Consider the following 19,952-nt stretch of genomic DNA (forward strand, 5'->3'; position numbering starts at 1 on the left):
TAGTGGATACATCGATTGTCTTTTTTTTAGGATTATTTGTAGCATTCATAGGTGTTGTGCCTCCAGGGTTGCTTAATATGACCGCTGCAAATATTAGTTTAAGGGAAGGGCATGTTAGAGGTATTATGTTCTCAATAGGTGCATGTGTTGTCGTATTTATACAAACCTATATAGCCGCTATTTTTGCAAGATACATAAGTAACCATTTAGAGATCATAGAAGTTCTTCAACGTGTAGCCTTCGTCATTTTTATTTTAATTACTATTTATTTTTTATTTATAGTCAAGAAAAAACCAAAACAATCCCTAGAAATAAAGATACGCAGTAAACACAGTCGGTTTTTTCAAGGCATGTTATTATCTGCTATTAATGTGCTTCCTATTCCTTATCAAGCTTATATGACCATAACGTTGGCATCTTTTGGCTGGTTGGAGTTTGATAAAATTAGCATTATAAGTTATGTTTCTGGAGCTGTTATGGGAACATTCGTGATGCTTTACATGTATATTTTCTTTTTTGATAAAATTCGTGGCAAAACATTTACGTCGCAAAAAAACATGAATTATGTTATTGGTACGGTTACAGGGGTTATTTCTATTATAACCTTAATAAATATTATCAAAGAATTATAATGCAGCAAGAAACCCTAAATTTCTTTGATAAAGTTTATGAAGTTGCAAAACTAATTCCTTATGGAAAAGTAACAAGCTACGGTGCTATTGCCAACTATCTTGGTGCAGCAAGAAGTGCACGTATGGTCGGTTATGCCATGAATGGTTCTGTTGGTAAAGATGTGCCAGCACATAGAGTTGTAAACAGAAATGGGTTATTAACTGGGAAACAGCATTTTGATGGAACGAATTTAATGCAACAGCTTCTAGAAAACGAGGGCATTAAAGTCATTGATAATCAAATTCAAGATTTTGAAACTGTTTTTTGGGATCCTGCCAAGGAGTTATAATTGGGTCTTTTTTGCTTCTTCTTTTATGAAGTTTTCTAAATCCTTATTTAAGGTATTGAATAAATCTTCAATTAGCTTTTGTAACTTGGTGGCACCACCAAATTTCGCGTTGTAAACCGTCTCACCAACTTTTATATCGATGTGGTCGCAAAAGAATAACTCCTCTAATGTTGATTTATCTTCATCATAAATTTCTTCATATGGGCAAAGCTTTAATTTTTTTGGAAATAATTTATAATTCCCTTCATTAATGTAAATTTCTATTACATATTCTGCATCATAGTATTCTGTAAAATTTTCATATTCTGCAAATGTGTAATTAAATTTCCATCCCTTCATTCGTATGAAGCTTTTTTTTCTGTTTACTGTGTTTATGGTAAATTTACCAGGCTCTCTATTTTTTTTATACCATTCTTGAGTTTTTTTGAAAATAAAATCTTTGCTCAAGTTATCAAATATTACTACCACGTTTTCTGTTATCCCATTTTCATTATAGATAAAATGGTCCTGAGAAAAACAAAAAGAGGATGCTAAATTTATAAACACAATGATGATTGTTTTCATTTTTAATAAAAGATAAATTGTCTTATTTAAAATTAATCAATTTGTAGATTGGTTTCACACCGATTGGATTACATTATTTTTATTCAGTCATAAACTTTATAATCATTTATAATGAAATTTAACAATTAATCATTTCAATAAAAGGACTTTAAATTCTGAACAATTCACACTATATTTGCATATTAGAATTAATCTAAATAGAGCATGAAACTTAATAAACAAGATATACTTAAAGCACTTGACTCTATTACTGTACCTGGAGAAGGTCAGAATATGGTGGAAAGTGGTGCCGTAACTAATGTGGTGACTTTTGGAGACGAGGTCATTGTAGATATCACTATTAAAAATCCAAGCTTACAAGCTAAAAAACGTGTTGAGGTAGATATCCTTAAAACCATTCACGATTTAGTTTATGAAAAAGCTAAAATAACGGTCAACATAAAAGTAGATGCGCCTGCAACACCAAAAGTAAATGTTATAAAAGGGAATCCTATTCCTGGCATTCAAAATATAGTTGCTGTTGCTTCTGGTAAAGGTGGTGTTGGTAAATCTACTGTAACAGCCAATTTAGCGGTGACTTTAGCTAAAATGGGATTTAAAGTCGGAGTCTTGGATGCCGATATTTACGGACCATCTATCCCAATTATGTTTGATGTTGAAAATGAAAGGCCTCTCGCGGTTAATATTAATGGTAAATCTAAAATGAAACCCGTTGAAAATTACGGTGTTAAAGTCCTGTCAATCGGGTTTTTTACACAGCCTAACCAAGCTGTTGTTTGGCGAGGTCCTATGGCCGCCAAGGCTTTAAACCAAATGATTTTTGATGCCCATTGGGGAGAACTCGACTTTATGTTGATAGATTTGCCACCAGGAACAGGCGATATTCATTTAAGTATTATGCAATCGCTTCCCATAACAGGTGCTGTTGTTGTGAGTACGCCGCAAAACGTAGCGTTAGCCGATGCTAAAAAAGGTGTTGCCATGTTTCAACAAGAAAGTATCAACGTACCTGTATTAGGCATTATAGAAAATATGGCGTATTTTACCCCGGAAGAGCTTCCTGACAATAAATATTATATATTTGGAAAAGAAGGGGCTAAAAATTTAGCAGAAGATTTGCAAGTGCCATTTTTAGGGGAAATCCCTTTGGTGCAAAGTATTCGTGAAGCAGGCGATGTAGGTCGTCCAGCAGCCTTACAAACAGCAACACCATTAGAGCAGGCTTTTGAAAAAATAACTCAAAATGTGGTGCAGGAAGTGGTAAGACGCAACGACGATTTACCTCCAACCGAGGCCATAAAAATTACAACTATGGCTGGATGTGCAGCAGTAAAAAAATAAAATTCATTTTCCCCTTTCCTTTGGAGAGGGTTTTGGTGAGGAAAAAATAATATTATGACAACAGAAGAGCTTAGAATTAATGTGGAAAAAGCATTGGATGAAATTCGTCCGTTTTTACAAAGTGATGGCGGCGATATTTCATTGCTATCTATAGAAGATGATAAGCTTGTAAAAGTACAATTACAAGGGGCTTGTGTAGGCTGTAGTGTCAATCAAATGACTTTGAGGTCGGGAGTGGAAATGACCATAAAAAAATACGCCCCACAAATTGAGCAAGTTATTAACATTCGAGTTTAATGTTTTCGCATACACAGAAAGGTTTTGATTATATTTTCTGTTTGTCCGATGATTTAAAAAATTAGATTTAAATGATTTTTTGTTGTCTAAGAAACGTATCCAAACTATCTGCAGCATCAAAACATTTGTTAACTTTTGAAACATTGTTACAATATTTTGAGTCTAAATCAAGAGACGATTTACAATTAAATTCTGATAAATCTACTTTTTCAAAATCTTTATTTATTATTTTACATTGCTCATAAAGACCATCAATAGTTTGGTGTTCATTAGGTTCAATACCCTTTCTTAAAAGATAGCCTTTTAAGTAATTTTCAATCGCATACTGAGAATTTTTGCAAACTAAATACGTTACAATATCTTCTTCTGGTTTGAATAACTCTTTGTTTGCTTGATCCAATTTTTGAGCAGCATTTACAAAGTATTTGATGGCTTCAGTTTCCATAATAAATTAATTAATAGTTATAATTAATAATATCCATTCTCCATACTTTTTTAATAGTATGGAGAATGGTTTTTAAATGTAAACATACCTTAAAGCATGTTTACATGTCTCTATAAAGTTCTAAACGTTCCCATTTAGAGTCCACTTCCTCTTGAGCTTGATTAAGTAACGATTTACCTAACGCCGCATCATCTTTTACAACTCTGGTGAATCGGGTTTCGTTATACATAAAATCACTTAAAGGAATCGTTGGTTTTTTAGAATCTAACCTAAATTTTTTCCCTTTTGGTTGTAAGGGGTCAAATCTAAATAGTGGCCAATATCCAGAATCTACGGCTTTTTCTTGTTGGTCAGCACCACGTTTTAAATCATATCCATGTTCACCGCAATGCGAGTAAGCAATAATTACTGAAGGTCCAGGATAAGCAGCAGCTTCTTCTAAAGCTTTAAGTGTTTGTAAATCTTTTGCACCTATGGCCACTTGGGCAACATATACATTTTGGTATGAAATGGCCTGTAATCCTAAACTTTTTTTACTGGTTCGTTTTCCAGAAACTGAGAACTTAGCACTAGCTCCTAATGGGGTGGCTTTTGAGGTTTGTCCGCCAGTATTGGAGTAAACTTCGGTATCCAGTATTAAAATATTTATATCTTCACCTGAAGCCAATACATGATCAACACCACCATAACCTATATCGTAGGCCCAACCATCTCCACCTATAATCCACACAGCTTTTTTACGAAGGTATTCGCTAAGGTTATTTAATTTAATAGCATCATCATTCTTATCAAGCGTATTTAATATGTTTTTAAGTTCTTCAATATCCGCTAATTTTTTAGATTTTTCAGTTTCAGTTACTTCTGGGTTCGTTAATATTGATTCCACAATGTTACTACCTACTACAGGTTCTAACGATTTTAGTAAATCTACCGAAATTTCTTGTTTTTTGGTAAGTGCCAATCGCATACCTAAACCAAACTCCGCATTATCTTCAAATAAAGAGTTTGCCCAAGCAGGACCTCTACCAAAAGCATTCGTTTTATAAGGAGTTGTTGGTAAATTTCCACCGTAAATAGAAGAACATCCTGTGGCATTTGCAATTAAAATACTATCACCATATAATTGAGTTAATAATTTGATATAAGGTGTTTCTCCACATCCTGAACAAGCGCCGGAAAACTCAAATAAGGGTTCTAAAAATTGAGAACCTTTAATATTGGTTATTTGTAATTCATTACGATTGTAGTAAGGAAGATTCACAAAATAATCCCAGTTAGCAACTTCTTCGGTTTTTACATCCAGTTTTTTTCTCATATTGATAGATTTAAAATCATCTATCTCTTTACTCATTGCGGGACAAACTGCCACACAAAGGTCGCAACCGGTACAATCTTCTGGAGACACTTGTAATACATAAGATTCTGTTGCAACATTAAAAGGTCTTCCTTTAGCAGGGACAGATTTTAATGATTTTGGAGCATCTGCCAACATATCATTGAAAACCACTTTAGACCTAATAGCTGCGTGCGGACAAATGGCAACACACTTGTTACATTGTGTACATAAGCTGGCGTCATCCCATATTGGAATAAAATCCGCAATGCCACGTTTTTCATATTGTGTAGTTGATGTAGGGAATGTGCCATCTACAGGGAATGCACTTACAGGAAGTTCATCACCGACACCTGCTAATATTTTTTCTAAAACTTCTTTTACAAAACCATCAGGGGCATTAGTCATGGCAGACAATAATGGTTTTTCGCTAGTTGATGATTTAGGATATGCTACTTTTTGTAAATTTTCAATCGCTTTATCAACCGCATTAAAGTTCATTTTTATCACTTTTTCTCCTTTATGCGAATAAGATTTTACAATAGCATCCTTGATTTTTTGAATGGCTTCTTCTCTAGGTAAAATTCCAGATATGGCAAAGAAACAAGTTTGTAAAACGGTGTTGGCTCGTTTGCCTAAATTAGCATCTTGAGCAACTCTACTGGCATCAACGATGTAAAATTCCGCTTCTTTTTTAATGATTTCTTTTTGAACCTTTTCAGGCAATACATCCCAAATCTCATCTTTTGAAAATGGGGAATTCAATAAAAAGGTACCGCCTTGTTTCAGGTCGGACAGCATATTGTATTTTTCTATAAAATTAAATTGATGGCTCGCAATAAAATCGGCTTTATCAATTAAATAGGTAGAATGAATGGGGTCTGGGCCAAAACGCAAATGCGAAATGGTTTGGGCACCCGCTTTTTTAGAGTCATAAACAAAGTAGCCCTGGACATAATTATCGGTAGTTTCACCAATAATTTTAATGGAGTTTTTGTTGGCCCCTACAGTTCCATCAGAACCCAAACCATAAAACATACAATTAATAGTAGTACGTTTAATAGTAAAATCTTCATCAATTTCTAAATTGGTGTAAGTCACATCATCATTAATGCCAACAGTGAAATGGTTTTTAGGTTTTGCTTTTAATAATTCGTCATAAATACCTTTAACCATTCTTGGGGTGAATTCTTTAGAGGATAATCCATAACGACCCCCAATTACTTGGGGCATGTCAATATCGCTTTCTGTTATTGCTGAAATGACATCTAAATATAATGGTTCGCCAATACTTCCTGGTTCTTTAGTTCTATCTAAAACAGCTATTTTTTTAACTGTTTCAGGAAGGACTTCTATAAATTTATCGATGGTGAATGGTCTATACAATCTTACTAAAAGAGCACCTACTTTTTCGCCTCTTTCAATCAATTCATGAACGGTTTCTTTAACAGCGCCTTCGCCAGAACCCATAATGATAATAACACGTTCTGCTTCAGGATGGCCTATATAATCAAATAAATTATATTGGCGTCCGGTATGATTATAAAATTCATCCATTGTTTTTTGAACAATATCAGGAACCCTTTCATAATATGGATTTGCAGCTTCGCGCGCTTGAAAAAACACATCAGGGTTTTGTGACGTGCCCCTAATTACTGGATGATCAGGATCTAAAGAGCGTTTTTTATGCTCCATAATTTTATCTTCTGGCATCATCGCTTTAATAATACTATCAGGGATAGCGTCTATTTTTGAAATTTCATGAGACGTTCTAAATCCATCAAATATGTTTAGAAAGGGCACTCTGGATTTTAATGTTGCAACTTGCGATATTAAGGCAAAATCCTGAGCTTCTTGTACAGAACTTCCAAACAACATAGCAAAACCTGTTTGCCGTGTTGCCATCACATCCGAATGGTCACCAAAAATTGATAAAGCATGTGTAGCAATTGTTCTTGCTGCCACATGAATAACACTTGGTAATAATTCTCCAGCTATTTTATACATATTAGGAATCATGAGGAGTAACCCTTGTGAAGCTGTGAATGTAGTGGTTAATGCCCCTGCTTGTAATGCACCATGAACGGCTCCAGCAGCACCGCCTTCACTCTGCATTTCAACAATTCTGGGAATATTGTTCCAAATGTTTTTTTGTCCCTTTGAACTATAAACATCTACATGTTCACCCATGGGTGATGCAGGTGTTATGGGATAGATGGCACATACTTCATTGGTTTTATGTGCTACTCTTGCTACAGCTTCATTTGCGTCACATATGAGCTTTTCAAATGCTTTTTCCATAATATTTTATTTTGTTTCTGATAAAAAAGTCTAGTGAAATTATGAACATTATGTTATTAATTCTATGACTTATGTCAGTTAAACAAAAAAACTATTTTTAATAAACGATATAGAAAAAAATACGCTGATTTTAGTGAATGAGTTCAATGAAAAAGGGTATAAAACCTTTATGATTATATACCCTTTTGTTACTATACCAAATAAGTAGATTAATGATGCTATTGCAAGGTATGTACAAGTTAAAAATATAGTTTTATTCGCCGTGTAACCAAGCTTTTTTAGCTAATAGAGCCTCTTCAGTTTCTATATGGTTTTCGTCTATAACGCAGCAATCTACTGGACAAACAGAAGCACATTGAGGTTCATCATGGAATCCTTTACACTCTGTACACTTATCTGGAACAATAAAATAGAACTCATCAGAGATTGGATCGTTTTCTGTATCTGCATCAATTTCCTTTCCATAAGGAGAGGTGACTAATCCTTTTAGTGCAGTTTCATCAGAATAAGACCAATTTTGATCGGGCTCATAGATTGCGTTGTTTGGACATTCAGCTATACAAGCATCACAGTTTATACATTCATCTGTTATTATTATAGCCATAATTTCTAATTGTTTAAAAGTACAATGCAATATTAATTCTAATTAAGCTTCTAGTAAATGATAAAAGTCATATTTCATTTTGAAAAGAGAAACTATATTTGATTGTATTGCATGCAAAAATTAAAGGGTATTTATTATGATAGTAGAAAAATCAAACATCCAATCTGAAGCATTAGAAACTGTGGTTATTCGTTTTGTAGGTGATTCAGGAGATGGCATGCAGTTAACAGGAACTCAGTTTACTGACACATCAGCTATGTTTGGCAATGATATTGCCACATTTCCTAATTATCCATCCGAAATTAGAGCCCCACAGGGTAGTTTGTTTGGGGTATCGGGTTTTCAAGTTCATATTGGAAGTGTTGAAGTAAGTACGCCCGGAGATAATTTAGATTTATTGGTAGCAATGAATCCTGCGAGTTTAAAAACAAACTTATATGCATTAAAACCTGGCCATACCATTATTGTTGACACGGATGCGTTCAACAGAAAAAATCTAGAGAAAGCACAATATAAAAGTAATCCCCTTGAAGACGATACGCTCAATAATTATAGAGTTGTTAAAGTAGATATGACCTCATTGACTAGAGAGGCTTTAAAAGATATTGAAGGGTTAGACAATAAAACCATCACGAGAAGTAAAAATATGTTTGCTTTAGGCATGGTTTATTGGATGTATGGAAGAACTACCGAGTATACCATTGATTTTTTTAAGAAAAAGTTTAGAAAAGAACCGCTTTTAATTGATGTTAATACAAAGGTTTTAAAAGCGGGATATAATTTTGCTGAAACTTTAGAATTCATCCCTAATGCCTATTCTGTGTCTCCTGCAAAAATGGCTTCTGGTACCTATCGAGTTATTATGGGAAACACAGCGACAGCTTGGGGCTTTTTAGCGGCTGCAGAAAAATCGGGATTGGAATTGTTTTTAGGGTCGTATCCCATTACTCCAGCTACAGATATTCTACATGAACTGGTAAAACACAAACATTTTGGCGTAAAAGCGTTTCAGGCGGAAGATGAGATAGCAGGTATTTCATCAGCTATAGGTGCTGCCTTTGCTGGCGATTTAGCTATTACAACTACTTCTGGGCCCGGATTGGCATTGAAAGGAGAAGCTTTAGGCTTGGCTATTATGATGGAATTGCCACTAGTGGTTGTAAATGTACAACGCGGAGGGCCATCAACTGGTCTGCCTACAAAAACAGAACAATCCGATTTATTTCAAGCCCTGTATGGTAGAAATGGTGAAAGTCCAGCCATTGTAATTGCCGCAAGCACCCCTTCTAATTGTTTCGATTTTGCGTTCCAAGCAGCCAAACTCGCATTGGAACATATGACTCCTGTTATACTGTTAACGGATGGTTACATAGCCAATGGATCGGCACCATGGAGAATACAAAGCGTGGAGGAATTACCAGAAATAAAAAACAACAAAGTAAAAGAAGGGGCTGATAATTGGTCTCCTTATATAAGAAATGAAAAAACTTTAGCTAGAAATTGGGCCATTCCCGGAACCATTGGATTGGAACATAGAATAGGCGGATTGGAAAAAGATAGCATCACTGGTAATGTGAGTCAAGCGCCCGAGAATCATGAAATAATGACCAAAATAAGGGCTGAAAAAGTAAAACGTGTTCAAGACGACATTCCAGAAATTAAAACTGAATTCGCAACCTCAGGCGATTTATTGGTAGTTGGTTGGGGCGGTACTTATGGGTCGCTACATTCAGCCGTTAAGCAAATGAATCTAGTAGGCTATAAAAATATTGGATTAGCTCATTTTAATTACATCAATCCACTTCCTAAAAACACAGGTGATTTATTAACCAAATTCAAAAAAATTGTTGTTTGCGAATTGAATAATGGTCAGTTTGTGAATATGCTCAGAATGAACTTTACAGGCATTGAATTTTTACAATATAATAAGATTCAAGGCTTGCCTTTTGGAAACTCAGAACTAATGGAAGTGTTTAAAAAACTGATAAAATGATTATGGAAACAGCTGTAGAAAATAAATATACCTATAAAGATTTTGAGAGCGATCAGGAAGTAAGATGGTGTCCAGGATGTGATGATTATGTTATTTTGCGTTCCATGCAGAAAGCACTTCCGGAAATGGGCGTCAAAAAAGAAGATGTTGTGTTTGTGTCGGGCATTGGCTGTTCATCCCGTTTTCCATATTATATAGACACCTATGGCATGCATACCATTCATGGGAGAGCGCCCGCAATTGCATCTGGTGTTAAATTAGCTAACCCAAGTTTAAGTGTTTGGGTGGCAACAGGCGATGGTGATGCCATGGCAATAGGTGGAAATCATTTCATTCATGTATTAAGAAGGAACATCGATTTAAATATTATTTTATTTAATAATGAGATTTACGGTTTAACAAAAGGGCAATTTTCACCAACGTCCATGGTAGGACAAAAAACAAAATCTTCACCTTACGGGAATACGCAACCACCTTTTAATCCAGGCGAATTAGCGCTAGGTGCAGGCGCACGATTCTATGGGAGAATAAGTGGTAACTCACCCAAAGATATCAGTCAAATGTTAATTGACGCACATCATTTTAAAGGAACATCGTTAATCGAAGTTTTACAAAATTGTGTCATTTTTAATGACGGATGCTATTCTAATGTTACTAACAAAGATGTGAAAGAAGATAAACTTATTTTTTTAGAACACGGTAAACCCATGATTTTTGGCAAGAATAGAGATAAGGGGTTGGTTTTAAGTAATTTGAAATTAGAAGTGGTCACCATTGGTGAAAATGGCATTACTGAAGACAACATACTGATTCATGACGCCAAAGAAAAGGATCCTACAATGCATCAAATGTTGGTAAGATTGGAATATCCCTTGGCAACAGGCATTATTAGAAGTTATAATGATTTAACGCTGGAAGAGCGTGAAGCTGAAGTAACGAAACAAGTGAAAGCAAATTCTAAGTTTAAAAAAATAGATGATTTATTCTTCTCTGGAGAAACGTATAAAGTAGAATAAGATTTTTATACCAATGCAGTAAAACCTAAAAAAGCTAAAGATAAAAGCCCTGCAACCAATAAATTAATCGGTACCCCTTTCATGCCTTCAGGGATGTTGGCAAGTTCTAGATGCTCCCTAATGCTAGCAAAAACGATCAATGCTAAACTAAATCCTAAAGAGTTTGATATGGCAAAAAACACCGCTTTCACCAAGCTGCCATTTTCTAAACCTAAAGCTAATATGGCAACTCCCAAAACGGCACAATTAGTAGTTATTAAAGGCAGAAAAACACCTAATGCTTGGTATAATGGCGGACTCACCTTTTTTAGAATAATCTCTACCATTTGCACTAGTGCAGCAATAACTAAAATAAAGGTAATGGTTCTTAAATAATCTAATCCAACAGGAATTAAAACATATTGGTTTAATAAATAAGTAACGGTGGTTGCTATGGTCATTACAAACAAAACAGCTCCAGACATGCCCACAGAAGTAGATACTTTGTTGGACACACCTAAAAAAGGACAAATGCCTAAAAATTGTGATAAGACAATGTTATTGACAAAAACGGCAGCTATAAGTATGATTATATAATCCATGACTACGTTGTTTTACTTGTTAATCTATTAAAAATAACCGTTAAATAGGCGAGGGCAATAAAAGCCCCAGGTGGTAAAATAAATAATATAAACGTGTTGGCAGTTTCAGGAAGGAATGTTAGTCCAAACAAACTTCCACTACCTAATATTTCACGAACAGAACCTAAAATGGTTAACGCTAATACAAAACCAATTCCCATACCTAAGGCATCAAAAATGGAAGACATTACATTGTTTTTTGAAGCGAATGCTTCGGCTCTTCCCAAGATGATGCAGTTGACTACAATTAATGGTATAAAAATGCCTAGTTGTTCATATAACAGGGGAACAAACGCTTCTAAAATCATTTCAACAATGGTAACAAAAGAGGCAATAATGATGATAAAAGCAGGGATTCGGACTTTAGCTGGGATTAAATTTTTAACCAACGACACCACAATATTCGACATTAATAAAACAAATAGCGTAGCAACGCCCATGCCTAACCCATTAAATGCCGATGAGGTAACCCCTAAAGTTGGGCACATACCCAAAAGCATTACAAAAATGGGGTTTTCTTTAATGATGCCTTTTAGGAAATTTTGTTTTTGATTCATTTCTGCCATAATCTTATTGTTTAGATGTACTGATAGCATCAAGGTTTTTCAAAAATTCATCGAACGCTAATTTAGCCGATTCGGTAAAAGCTCTAGAACTAATCGTTGCTCCGGTTAAGGCGTCAACTTCCCCGCCATCTTTTTTAACTTTCAAATTAAAAGTTGACGGATTTTTATCCCTGAATTGTTGTAAAAATGATTCGTCTTTAATTTTTGTTCCAAGACCCGGCGTTTCCTTTTGTTCTAAAACCGCAATGTTTTGAATGGTGCCATCAGGTTTAAAACCCACCATAATTTTAATCAAGCCACTAAATCCTTTTTCTGAAGAGCCAATAACTGCGGCTCCAACAAATACATTGTTTTTATAAGCAGGGTAAATTTCTATGCTGTCTTTTGCAAATTCCGACTTAACTAATTTTCGTGCTTCCACTGGATTATTGTCAAATTCTGGCAACACTAATTTTATGGCATTTATTTTTCGTTCAAGTTTGGCTTTGGCTTTTGGTTCTATGGTTAAATCGTTTACAAACCCCAATGCGAAACCAGAAATGAGTGTTATCACTAAAAGAGACAGTGCCATGCTTATAAATGTTGATTCTTTTTTGCTCATGATCACACAATTTTAGATTTTATTTTAGCACCAAACCTTCTGGGTTTAAAGAATTTGTTGATTAAAGGCACAAAGGCATTCATAATTAAAATAGCAAACGAAATGCCTTCAGGATAAGCACCAAAAAGTCTTATGACAACTGTTATGATACCAATGCCGATAGCAAAAATCACCATGCCTTTTTTGGTCATTGGGCTGGTTACTAAATCTGTCGCCATAAAAAAAGCACTAAGAATAGCTCCTCCAGTTAACAAGTGAATTAAAGGGTTGGCATAGTGTTCTGGGTTTGCCACCCAAAAAATAGCGGTCACAACAAAAATAGTTGCTAATAGTGTTACAGGAATATGCCAGGAAATAACCTTTCGAAGTATTAAATAAAGACCTCCAAGTATTAATGCCAAAGCCGACATTTCCCCTAATGAACCTCCTGTAAAACCAAACAACATGTCTATGGAAGAAGGAATTCGAGAACTTATTTCGGTCATGGTTTCGCCCATATTTAATCCCTCTTTTATTATACCTAAAGAAGTGGCGCCTGTAACGGCATCAACAACATTTGTGTTGTTTACAAAAGCAGTTGGCCAACTGGTCATTTGTATTGGAAATGATATTAATAAAAACACACGGCCCACCAACGCCGGGTTGAAAATATTAAAACCTAAACCTCCAAACGATAATTTAGCAACTCCTATGGCAACTAAACTACCTATAATAATCATCCAAATAGGTAAGCTGGAAGGCAGGTTAAATGCTAATAAAATACCAGTTATTAATGCGGAGCCATCGGTTATGGTCACATCTGCTTTTAAGAGGTATTTCTGGATTAAATATTCAAATAAAATACAGGATATTATGGCAACCGAGGTTACTATTAAAGCACTAATTCCAAAAACATAGACAGAAACTAAAAAAGCTGGAATTAATGCTATTACAACATCGTACATGAGTTTTTTTGATGTTCTGTCTGAATGAACATGGGGAGAGGCAGATACAATTATTGGTTGGGTGCTCATGTTTAATTTTTTGAGGTATTCATTTTTTTGACTATATTTTTTCCGAAGCGTATATAATCCAGTAAAGGGCGGTGTGACGGACAAACATAACTGCAAGAACCACATTCAATACAGGTCATAATGTCTTCTGAACTAGCTTTTTCATACATGCCTTTTTCTGATAAATTCATTAAGAGATGAGGTTCTAATCCCATAGGGCAAACATCGACACATTCACCACAGCGGATACAGTTTTTTGGTTCGCCTCTGCTGGCTTCGTCTTCAGAAATAACTAAAATTCCAGAAGTTCCTTTGGTAACTGGAACATCCGTATTTTTTATGGCCTTTCCCATCATGGGACCACCATTCACAATTTTTCGGGTGCCTTCTGGCAAGCCTCCAACTTCATTTACTAAATCTGTAATTGGTGTACCTATTTTAACCCAATAATTTGATGGGTTTTCTAGTTTTTTACCGGTTACGGTAACGACACGTTCTATTAAGGGAATGTTATGTTGAATGGCTTGGTAAATGGCAAAAATAGTTCCAACATTATGAACAATGACACCAACATCTAAAGGCAATCCGTTTTTGGGAACTTCCCTGTTTAATAAAGCCCTTACTAATTGCTTTTCACCTCCTTGTGGGTACTTAACTTTTAAAGCAGCAATCTTAATATTGTCGTTTTTAGTTATTATTTTTTTAAATGTTTCAATAGCATCAGCTTTATTGTTTTCAATGCCAATGATGGCTTTGTCAATATGTAAAGCGAACATTAAAATTTTGATGCCAACTATAATTTCTTCTGCTTTTTCAAGCATTAATCGATGGTCTGCGGTTAAATAAGGTTCGCATTCTACACCATTAATTATGAGGTGGTCTAGTTTTGTACCTTCTTTAATGCTTAATTTAACATGTGACGGAAATGTGGCGCCTCCCAAACCAACTATACCTAAATCATTTATTTTTTGTAAAATGGCTTTAGGTTCTAAGGTGATAGTTGTTTTTAAAGGGTATGCTATATCTGTAAAATTAGATTCATCTTTAAGATCGGTTCTTATTACAATACATTGTTTTTTGTAACCACTAGTATCTATTATTTTGTCTAGTTTGGTAACTGTTCCCGCCACAGGCGAATGAATATTTGAAGACATAAATCCACCTGATTTAGCAATTACTTGGCCAATCGTTACTTTGTCTTTTACGCCTACTACTATTTCTGCCGGAATCCCAATATGTTGCGATATGGGTACATAAACAACTTTAGGTAAGGTCATTTTTTTGATGCCTTTAGATGACGTTATTTTATTTTCTGGAGGATGAATGCCGCCTTTTGGGAATGTTTTAAGCATCGGTTTTTAAGTTTATGGATTCCACATTCGCTTCTGCTTCTGGCTCAACCTTTTTTACTTTTTTTGGAGGAAAGTTTGTTTCTATAATGGAATTTGTTGGACAAACTTCCACACATTTTCTGCAAAGCGTACATATTAAAGGGTCTATGTATGCCAAATTATTCACCATTAAAACGGCGTCTTTAGGACATATATCTTGACATTTAGAGCATCCAATACAAGCCACATCGCATGCTTTTTTAGCAATACCAGCTTTATCTTCATTTAAGCAACCCACAAATATTTTTAAATCTCTTTTATGTTTTGGGTGCATTTCAATGATATCTCTGGGGCAAGCCTCAACACAAGCGCCACACGAGGTACATTTATCTGTTATAATTACAGGTAAGCCGGTGGATTCGTTCATGTACATGGCATCAAATTTGCAAACTTTAACACAATCGCCATCGCCCAAACAACCATATTGGCAATCAGTTTCACCGCTATAAATCATGGTAGAAATGGCACACGTTCTTGGACCTTGATATTCGGTGGTTTTTGGTCTAACATCACAACCACCTTGACAGCGTAAAACAGCAAGTTCGGGGTCTTTTTCGGTAACTTCTTTACCTAAAACAGCGGCCACTTGTTTCATAACCTCATTTCCCCCTACAGGACAAAATAAATCTGAAATATCTTCAGTATTAACAAGTTTTTCAGCAAACGCCTTGCAGCCAGGTGAACCACAGCCGCCACAATTTGCCGATGGCAATAATTCATCTACTTCGGCTATTAAAGGGTTTTCAAATACATAGAATTTTTTGGAAACCACATACAACATAATGGCTGCTACAACCCCTAAAGAAGCTAATAAAAGAACACTATATAAAACGGAATCGGACATTTTCAATTATGTTTTTAATATTGAGATTTTGAATATACTTTTAAAGGTATTTTTAAAAAAATATAGGATTAAATAATAAGGGAGTAATACCAAAAGAGATAGTATTCCGGCTACCCATTCTTTTAAAAAGCTAGAGGTTATTATTAAAGTAGCAAACATTAATGTAAAAGGAATTAGATAGGCCCATAAGATGGCTTTTAAACCCAATGCCTTTTTTAAAACGACACAAACACGTTCATTGGTTTTAAAAGCATTGCTGGGGTTTGTTACTTCAATTTCTTTTGTTTCAGAGTCTGAAATACCACAGGTTCCTTTGGCACGACATGATTCACAATGTATATTTTGTTCTAAATTAACTGTAATGGAATCGCCCACTATTTTAGAAATAATTCCATAGTGAACGAAGGTGTTTTTATTAGCTATTTCCGAAAGCATAAAATATTCCAGTTATTATAATAAATTACTATGTGAAAGTAGTATATTCATATAGGGAATAATATGATTTATGTCAGGTTTAGAATTAACTTATTTTGTCCTTTTTTGAATTAAAATTCTTATACAAAAAGGGCATTTGAACAGTAAAATAGTTAAGTTTCACATTTAGTCTATTAAATTAGTAGGAGTTATAGTTTTTTTACTATTTTTGCCAAAAAAATTTTTGCATGTCTGATATTACAATAAAAATAACTGATCGAGAAGGAATAGAACACACTGTATTGGCTCCAACTGATATGGCTATGAATCTGATGGAAGTCGTAAGGTCTTATGAACTAGCACCTGAAGGCACTATTGGGGTTTGTGGAGGCATGGCCATGTGTGCATCATGCCAATGTTATATATTGAGCAGTATTGATTTGCCTGAAATGAGTGCTGATGAAGAAGCTATGTTATCGGAAGCATTTAATGTGAAAGGTAATAGCAGATTGGGGTGCCAAATACAAATGACACCAGGCATGGAAGGTTTGACGGTTGAATTGGCTCCAGAGAGTTAATGTTCATTACGAGGAGGGAAACGACGTGGTAATCTCAATTATGTATTAACAGATAGCCACCACATTTTTTCAAATGTTTCGCAATGACGCTTTGTTAGAATTTTAACTAGTTTTATAATCCAATAATTTTATAGGCCCTTCCAAAACGTATCTAAAAATTTGAAGCACACCATCATCATTGGTGTCTATTTCCCATTTTATAAGCGTTATTTCACCATTTTCAATTTCAATACCAGTGATGCTTCTTGGGTGAACACAACTTCCAGCATTAAAATATGCAATGTCTCCAGGTTCAGGAAAACGTGGTCGGTGTGTATGTCCGGTAACGGTTATTAAATTATTATTTCCGATAATCCATTTTTTGGTCCTTCTTTCAACCCTTATAAGTTCTTTGTAATTTTTTGCGGGACTGGTAGGATCGGCAATGCCCATAACATTTAATGGTTTCCAAAGAATTCGAACCATAAAACGGCTCCATTCCCAAAACAAGTAGTTCCACCAATCCGCTTGATGCCCATGGGTTAAAAATAGTTGTTGATTTGTTTTACTATGTCTTAATATAATACCTTCATGGTACTGGATGTTGGTAAACAGTGGAACGTCTTCACCTGTTTTGGGTTCAAAATAAGTTGATAAATGCTTTTTTACAAAATCTAGATCTCTGTAAACCATATCATGGTTTCCCCAAATCATGTGTAAGCGATTTTGTTGATGAAACGACTTCATCAACAGATATACATTTTTATGGGCTTCAAAAATGGATTTAAAAAAAATATTTTCCCAAAGTTCATCACCATCACCAATTTCACAGTATTGAAACCCTTCGGCATAATAATGTTTTAGCGCATGGAAATAAATATTGCGATTATTGGCGAAATCATCTGCAAAACTGTTATTGCCACGGTGGCAATCACTAAATAAAACAAGTTTACTTGTATCATCAAACTCGATGATTTTAGCATTTTTATAAGCGTTATCTAGTCTTTTTTTGGATGAAAGCATACGAGTAAAAGTAAACAAGTTTCAATAAAATGTTTTTCTAAAATATGGAGGAATTAATTTTTGATTTATCTAGTCTAGTGAACTATTAATCAGCTTATATTTTTATTTAAAAGCATTCAATCCCGTAATGTCCAAACCTGTAATTAATAGATGGATATCGTGCGTGCCTTCATATGTAATCACACTTTCAAGATTCATGGAGTGACGCATGATGGAGTATTCGCCTGTAATTCCCATACCACCGAGTATTTGTCTAGCTTCACGGGCAATGTTAATCGCCATATTCACATTATTGCGTTTTGCCATCGATATTTGTGCCGATGTTGCCTTGCCTTCATTGCGTAAAACGCCTAATCGCCAAGTTAAAAGTTGAGCTTTGGTGATTTCGGTAATCATCTCTGCCAATTTCTTTTGCTGGAGTTGAAATTGTCCAATGGGTTTTCCAAATTGCATACGCTCTTTACTGTATCGAAGCGCGGTATCATAACAATCCATCGCAGCACCAATAACGCCCCAAGCAATACCATAACGTGCAGAATCTAAACACCCCAAAGGTGCGCCCAAGCCAGACTTGTTGGGCAATATATTTTCTTTGGGCACTTTGACATTGTCAAAAATAAGTTCGCCTGTAGCACTGGCGCGAAGTGACCATTTATTATGGGTTTCAGGAGTGCTAAATCCTTCCATGCCACGCTCTACTATTAGGCCATGTATTCTGTTATTTTCATCTTTTGCCCAAACCACGGCTAGTTGTGCGAAAGGAGCATTGCTAATCCACATTTTCGCACCATTTAACAAATAATGGTCGCCTTTAACTTTAAAATTAGTTACCATTTCTGATGGATTGCTTCCATGGTCGGGCTCTGTTAAACCAAAGCAGCCCATCCATTCGCCGCTTGCCAGTTTTGGTAAATATTTCTGACGCTGTGTTTCATTGCCATATTTCCAAATGGGGTACATAACCAATGATGATTGCACAGAAGCCGTTGAGCGAATTCCAGAATCACCACGTTCAATTTCCTGCATCATCAAGCCATAGGAAATCTGGTCTAATCCTGAACCACCATATTCCTCTGGGATATAAGGTCCAAAAGCACCAATGTCAGCCAGTCCACCAATAATTTGCATTGGGAATTCGGCTTTTTGGGCATAATCTTCAATAATGGGAGATACATCGCGCTTAACCCATGCACGGGTTGCGCTTCTAACTAATTTATGTTCATCTGTCAGTAAATCATCAAGATTGTAATAGTCTGGAGATTCAAATAAATCTGGCTTCATAGAGATGAGGATTAAAGATTTTCAAAAGAAAATAATTAACAAATCATTGATTTTTTTGAGAAATCATTATTGTAATCTCTCAAATTTAACTAATCTATATTGATTTGATTACATTTTTAAATAGAAATCTTTCGTCAGATTGATGTAGTCTTCTGTATATTGATGCCTCTCGGTCTCAATAATTAATTCGTTTATTTCTGTGTCGCTTTCTAGGAAAGAAAACTCTATAAGGCTTCTTTTTATTTCGGAAGCAGGATTGCCCTTTACGTGCAATTTCCGATTTGGAAAGAGATTATATTTTGAAGCCAAATCAATAAATATGTCTTCTTCTTTAAAAGGAATAATAACTGAAAATACACCATTTTCAGAAAGTAATTTTGAAATGCTTTCAAGTAAGTGTTCAAATGGCATGGCATCATTAAATCTCGCTTTTTGTCGTGATTCGGACATCAATGTCTCTCCCTTTGGGAGAGATGACGTAGGCAGAGTGGGCTTATAAAAAGGGGGATTGCAAATAATTAAATCGTATTGGTCTTCCATGTCTTCAACAAACTCTTCCAATGACGCATGATAGCAAAACAAACGGTCTCCCCAAGATGATTGCTCAAAATTATCGACACACTGTTCATAAGCATCATCATCAATTTCAATGGCATCAATCGTTTCAGCAGAAGAACGTTGAGCTAACATCAAACCTAAAATACCAGTGCCAGCTCCAATATCTAAAATGGAAAACGGATTATTTTCTATAGAAATCCAAGCGCCGAGTAGCACCCCATCGGTGCCGATTTTCATGGCGCATTTATCT

General features: G+C 35.3%; 21 protein-coding genes. 7 read left to right on the plus strand and 14 right to left on the minus strand.

The window, feature by feature from the left end:
* Nucleotides 1–2 precede the first annotated feature (2 nt).
* Together CSW08_RS00805 and CSW08_RS00810 are read left to right on the plus strand one after the other, a co-directional pair.
* Nucleotides 3–632, plus strand: coding sequence for a cation-translocating P-type ATPase (locus tag CSW08_RS00805; protein ID WP_106658010.1), 630 nt, complete (start codon nt 3–5; stop codon nt 630–632).
* Nucleotides 632–961, plus strand: coding sequence for an MGMT family protein (locus CSW08_RS00810; protein WP_106658011.1), 330 nt, complete (start codon nt 632–634; stop codon nt 959–961). The genes CSW08_RS00805 and CSW08_RS00810 overlap by 1 nt, the downstream gene beginning before the upstream one ends.
* On the opposite strand, the gene CSW08_RS00815 is transcribed toward CSW08_RS00810, so the two are convergent.
* Nucleotides 956–1,525 carry a hypothetical protein gene (locus CSW08_RS00815; RefSeq protein WP_106658012.1) on the minus strand — a complete coding sequence of 190 codons (570 nt, stop codon included), beginning with the start codon at nt 1,523–1,525 and terminating at the stop codon, nt 956–958. The genes CSW08_RS00810 and CSW08_RS00815 overlap by 6 nt on opposite strands.
* 204 nt (nt 1,526–1,729) lie before the next feature.
* Between CSW08_RS00815 and CSW08_RS00820 the strand changes: the two genes are divergently transcribed.
* Both CSW08_RS00820 and CSW08_RS00825 read left to right on the plus strand, forming a co-directional pair.
* Nucleotides 1,730–2,866, plus strand: coding sequence for an Mrp/NBP35 family ATP-binding protein (locus tag CSW08_RS00820; RefSeq protein WP_106658013.1), 1,137 nt, complete (start codon nt 1,730–1,732; stop codon nt 2,864–2,866).
* Nucleotides 2,867–2,920: 54 nt separating this feature from the next.
* The gene (locus CSW08_RS00825) at nt 2,921–3,163 is read left to right on the plus strand and encodes a NifU family protein (RefSeq protein WP_106658014.1); all 243 of its coding nucleotides are present in this window, start codon (nt 2,921–2,923) and stop codon (nt 3,161–3,163) included.
* 67 nt (nt 3,164–3,230) lie between these two features.
* Here the strand turns inward: CSW08_RS00825 and CSW08_RS00830 are convergent, their stop codons facing one another.
* From CSW08_RS00830 to CSW08_RS00840, 3 genes are all read right to left on the minus strand, one after another.
* A complete protein-coding gene (locus CSW08_RS00830) occupies nt 3,231–3,608 on the minus strand; it encodes a HEPN domain-containing protein (RefSeq protein ID WP_106658015.1) in 378 nt (125 codons plus the stop codon).
* A 100-nt stretch (nt 3,609–3,708) separates the two neighbouring features.
* Nucleotides 3,709–7,242 (minus strand): pyruvate:ferredoxin (flavodoxin) oxidoreductase, encoded by a 3,534-nt coding sequence (gene nifJ, locus CSW08_RS00835; protein WP_106658016.1) that lies wholly within the window; start codon nt 7,240–7,242, stop codon nt 3,709–3,711.
* A 253-nt stretch (nt 7,243–7,495) separates the two neighbouring features.
* Complete coding sequence (locus CSW08_RS00840) at nt 7,496–7,846, minus strand: 4Fe-4S dicluster domain-containing protein (protein ID WP_106658017.1); 351 nt, start codon at nt 7,844–7,846, stop codon at nt 7,496–7,498.
* Between the two features lie 136 nt (nt 7,847–7,982).
* Here CSW08_RS00840 and CSW08_RS00845 point away from each other — a divergent pair, with 136 nt between their 5' ends.
* Nucleotides 7,983–9,839, plus strand: coding sequence for a 2-oxoacid:acceptor oxidoreductase subunit alpha (locus CSW08_RS00845; RefSeq protein WP_106658018.1), 1,857 nt, complete (start codon nt 7,983–7,985; stop codon nt 9,837–9,839).
* 2 nt (nt 9,840–9,841) lie between these two features.
* Nucleotides 9,842–10,855: a 2-oxoacid:ferredoxin oxidoreductase subunit beta gene (locus tag CSW08_RS00850; protein WP_106658040.1), complete on the plus strand. Its 1,014-nt coding sequence runs from the start codon at nt 9,842–9,844 to the stop codon at nt 10,853–10,855.
* A gap of 5 nt (nt 10,856–10,860) precedes the next feature.
* Here the strand turns inward: CSW08_RS00850 and CSW08_RS00855 are convergent, their stop codons facing one another.
* Genes CSW08_RS00855 through CSW08_RS00885 form a run of 7 tightly spaced genes read right to left on the minus strand, consistent with a single transcriptional unit; the run spans nt 10,861 to nt 16,304 of the window.
* Nucleotides 10,861–11,436, minus strand: a complete 576-nt coding sequence (locus tag CSW08_RS00855; protein ID WP_100613432.1) for an electron transport complex protein RnfA — start codon at nt 11,434–11,436, stop codon at nt 10,861–10,863.
* A gap of 2 nt (nt 11,437–11,438) precedes the next feature.
* Nucleotides 11,439–12,041 (minus strand): RnfABCDGE type electron transport complex subunit E, encoded by a 603-nt coding sequence (locus CSW08_RS00860; protein ID WP_203226824.1) that lies wholly within the window; start codon nt 12,039–12,041, stop codon nt 11,439–11,441.
* 4 nt (nt 12,042–12,045) lie between these two features.
* Nucleotides 12,046–12,642, minus strand: coding sequence for an RnfABCDGE type electron transport complex subunit G (locus CSW08_RS00865; protein ID WP_106658019.1), 597 nt, complete (start codon nt 12,640–12,642; stop codon nt 12,046–12,048).
* A gap of 2 nt (nt 12,643–12,644) precedes the next feature.
* On the minus strand, nt 12,645–13,655 hold the full coding sequence (locus CSW08_RS00870) for an RnfABCDGE type electron transport complex subunit D (RefSeq protein WP_106658020.1): 1,011 nt from the start codon (nt 13,653–13,655) through the stop codon (nt 12,645–12,647).
* 2 nt (nt 13,656–13,657) lie between these two features.
* The gene (gene rsxC / locus CSW08_RS00875; protein ID WP_106658021.1) at nt 13,658–14,986 is read right to left on the minus strand and encodes an electron transport complex subunit RsxC; all 1,329 of its coding nucleotides are present in this window, start codon (nt 14,984–14,986) and stop codon (nt 13,658–13,660) included.
* On the minus strand, nt 14,979–15,869 hold the full coding sequence (locus CSW08_RS00880; RefSeq protein WP_106658042.1) for a Fe-S cluster domain-containing protein: 891 nt from the start codon (nt 15,867–15,869) through the stop codon (nt 14,979–14,981). Before CSW08_RS00880 ends, rsxC begins: the two co-directional genes overlap by 8 nt.
* A 6-nt stretch (nt 15,870–15,875) precedes the next feature.
* Nucleotides 15,876–16,304, minus strand: coding sequence for a SoxR reducing system RseC family protein (locus CSW08_RS00885; RefSeq protein ID WP_106658022.1), 429 nt, complete (start codon nt 16,302–16,304; stop codon nt 15,876–15,878).
* A gap of 227 nt (nt 16,305–16,531) precedes the next feature.
* Here CSW08_RS00885 and CSW08_RS00890 point away from each other — a divergent pair, with 227 nt between their 5' ends.
* Nucleotides 16,532–16,861, plus strand: coding sequence for a 2Fe-2S iron-sulfur cluster-binding family protein (locus tag CSW08_RS00890; protein WP_106658023.1), 330 nt, complete (start codon nt 16,532–16,534; stop codon nt 16,859–16,861).
* Nucleotides 16,862–16,963: 102 nt separating this feature from the next.
* On the opposite strand, the gene CSW08_RS00895 is transcribed toward CSW08_RS00890, so the two are convergent.
* From CSW08_RS00895 to CSW08_RS00905, 3 genes are all read right to left on the minus strand, one after another.
* Nucleotides 16,964–17,863 (minus strand): metallophosphoesterase family protein, encoded by a 900-nt coding sequence (locus tag CSW08_RS00895; RefSeq protein ID WP_106658024.1) that lies wholly within the window; start codon nt 17,861–17,863, stop codon nt 16,964–16,966.
* Between the two features lie 102 nt (nt 17,864–17,965).
* Nucleotides 17,966–19,144, minus strand: coding sequence for an acyl-CoA dehydrogenase family protein (locus CSW08_RS00900; RefSeq protein WP_106658025.1), 1,179 nt, complete (start codon nt 19,142–19,144; stop codon nt 17,966–17,968).
* Nucleotides 19,145–19,252: 108 nt separating this feature from the next.
* Entirely contained in the window at nt 19,253–19,939 is a 687-nt protein-coding gene (locus CSW08_RS00905; protein ID WP_106658026.1) for a tRNA1(Val) (adenine(37)-N6)-methyltransferase, read from the minus strand.
* Nucleotides 19,940–19,952: the final 13 nt, after the last annotated feature.

This window comes from Confluentibacter flavum, from assembly GCF_002843175.1.
GTDB classification, from domain to species: Bacteria; Bacteroidota; Bacteroidia; order Flavobacteriales; family Flavobacteriaceae; genus Confluentibacter; species Confluentibacter flavum.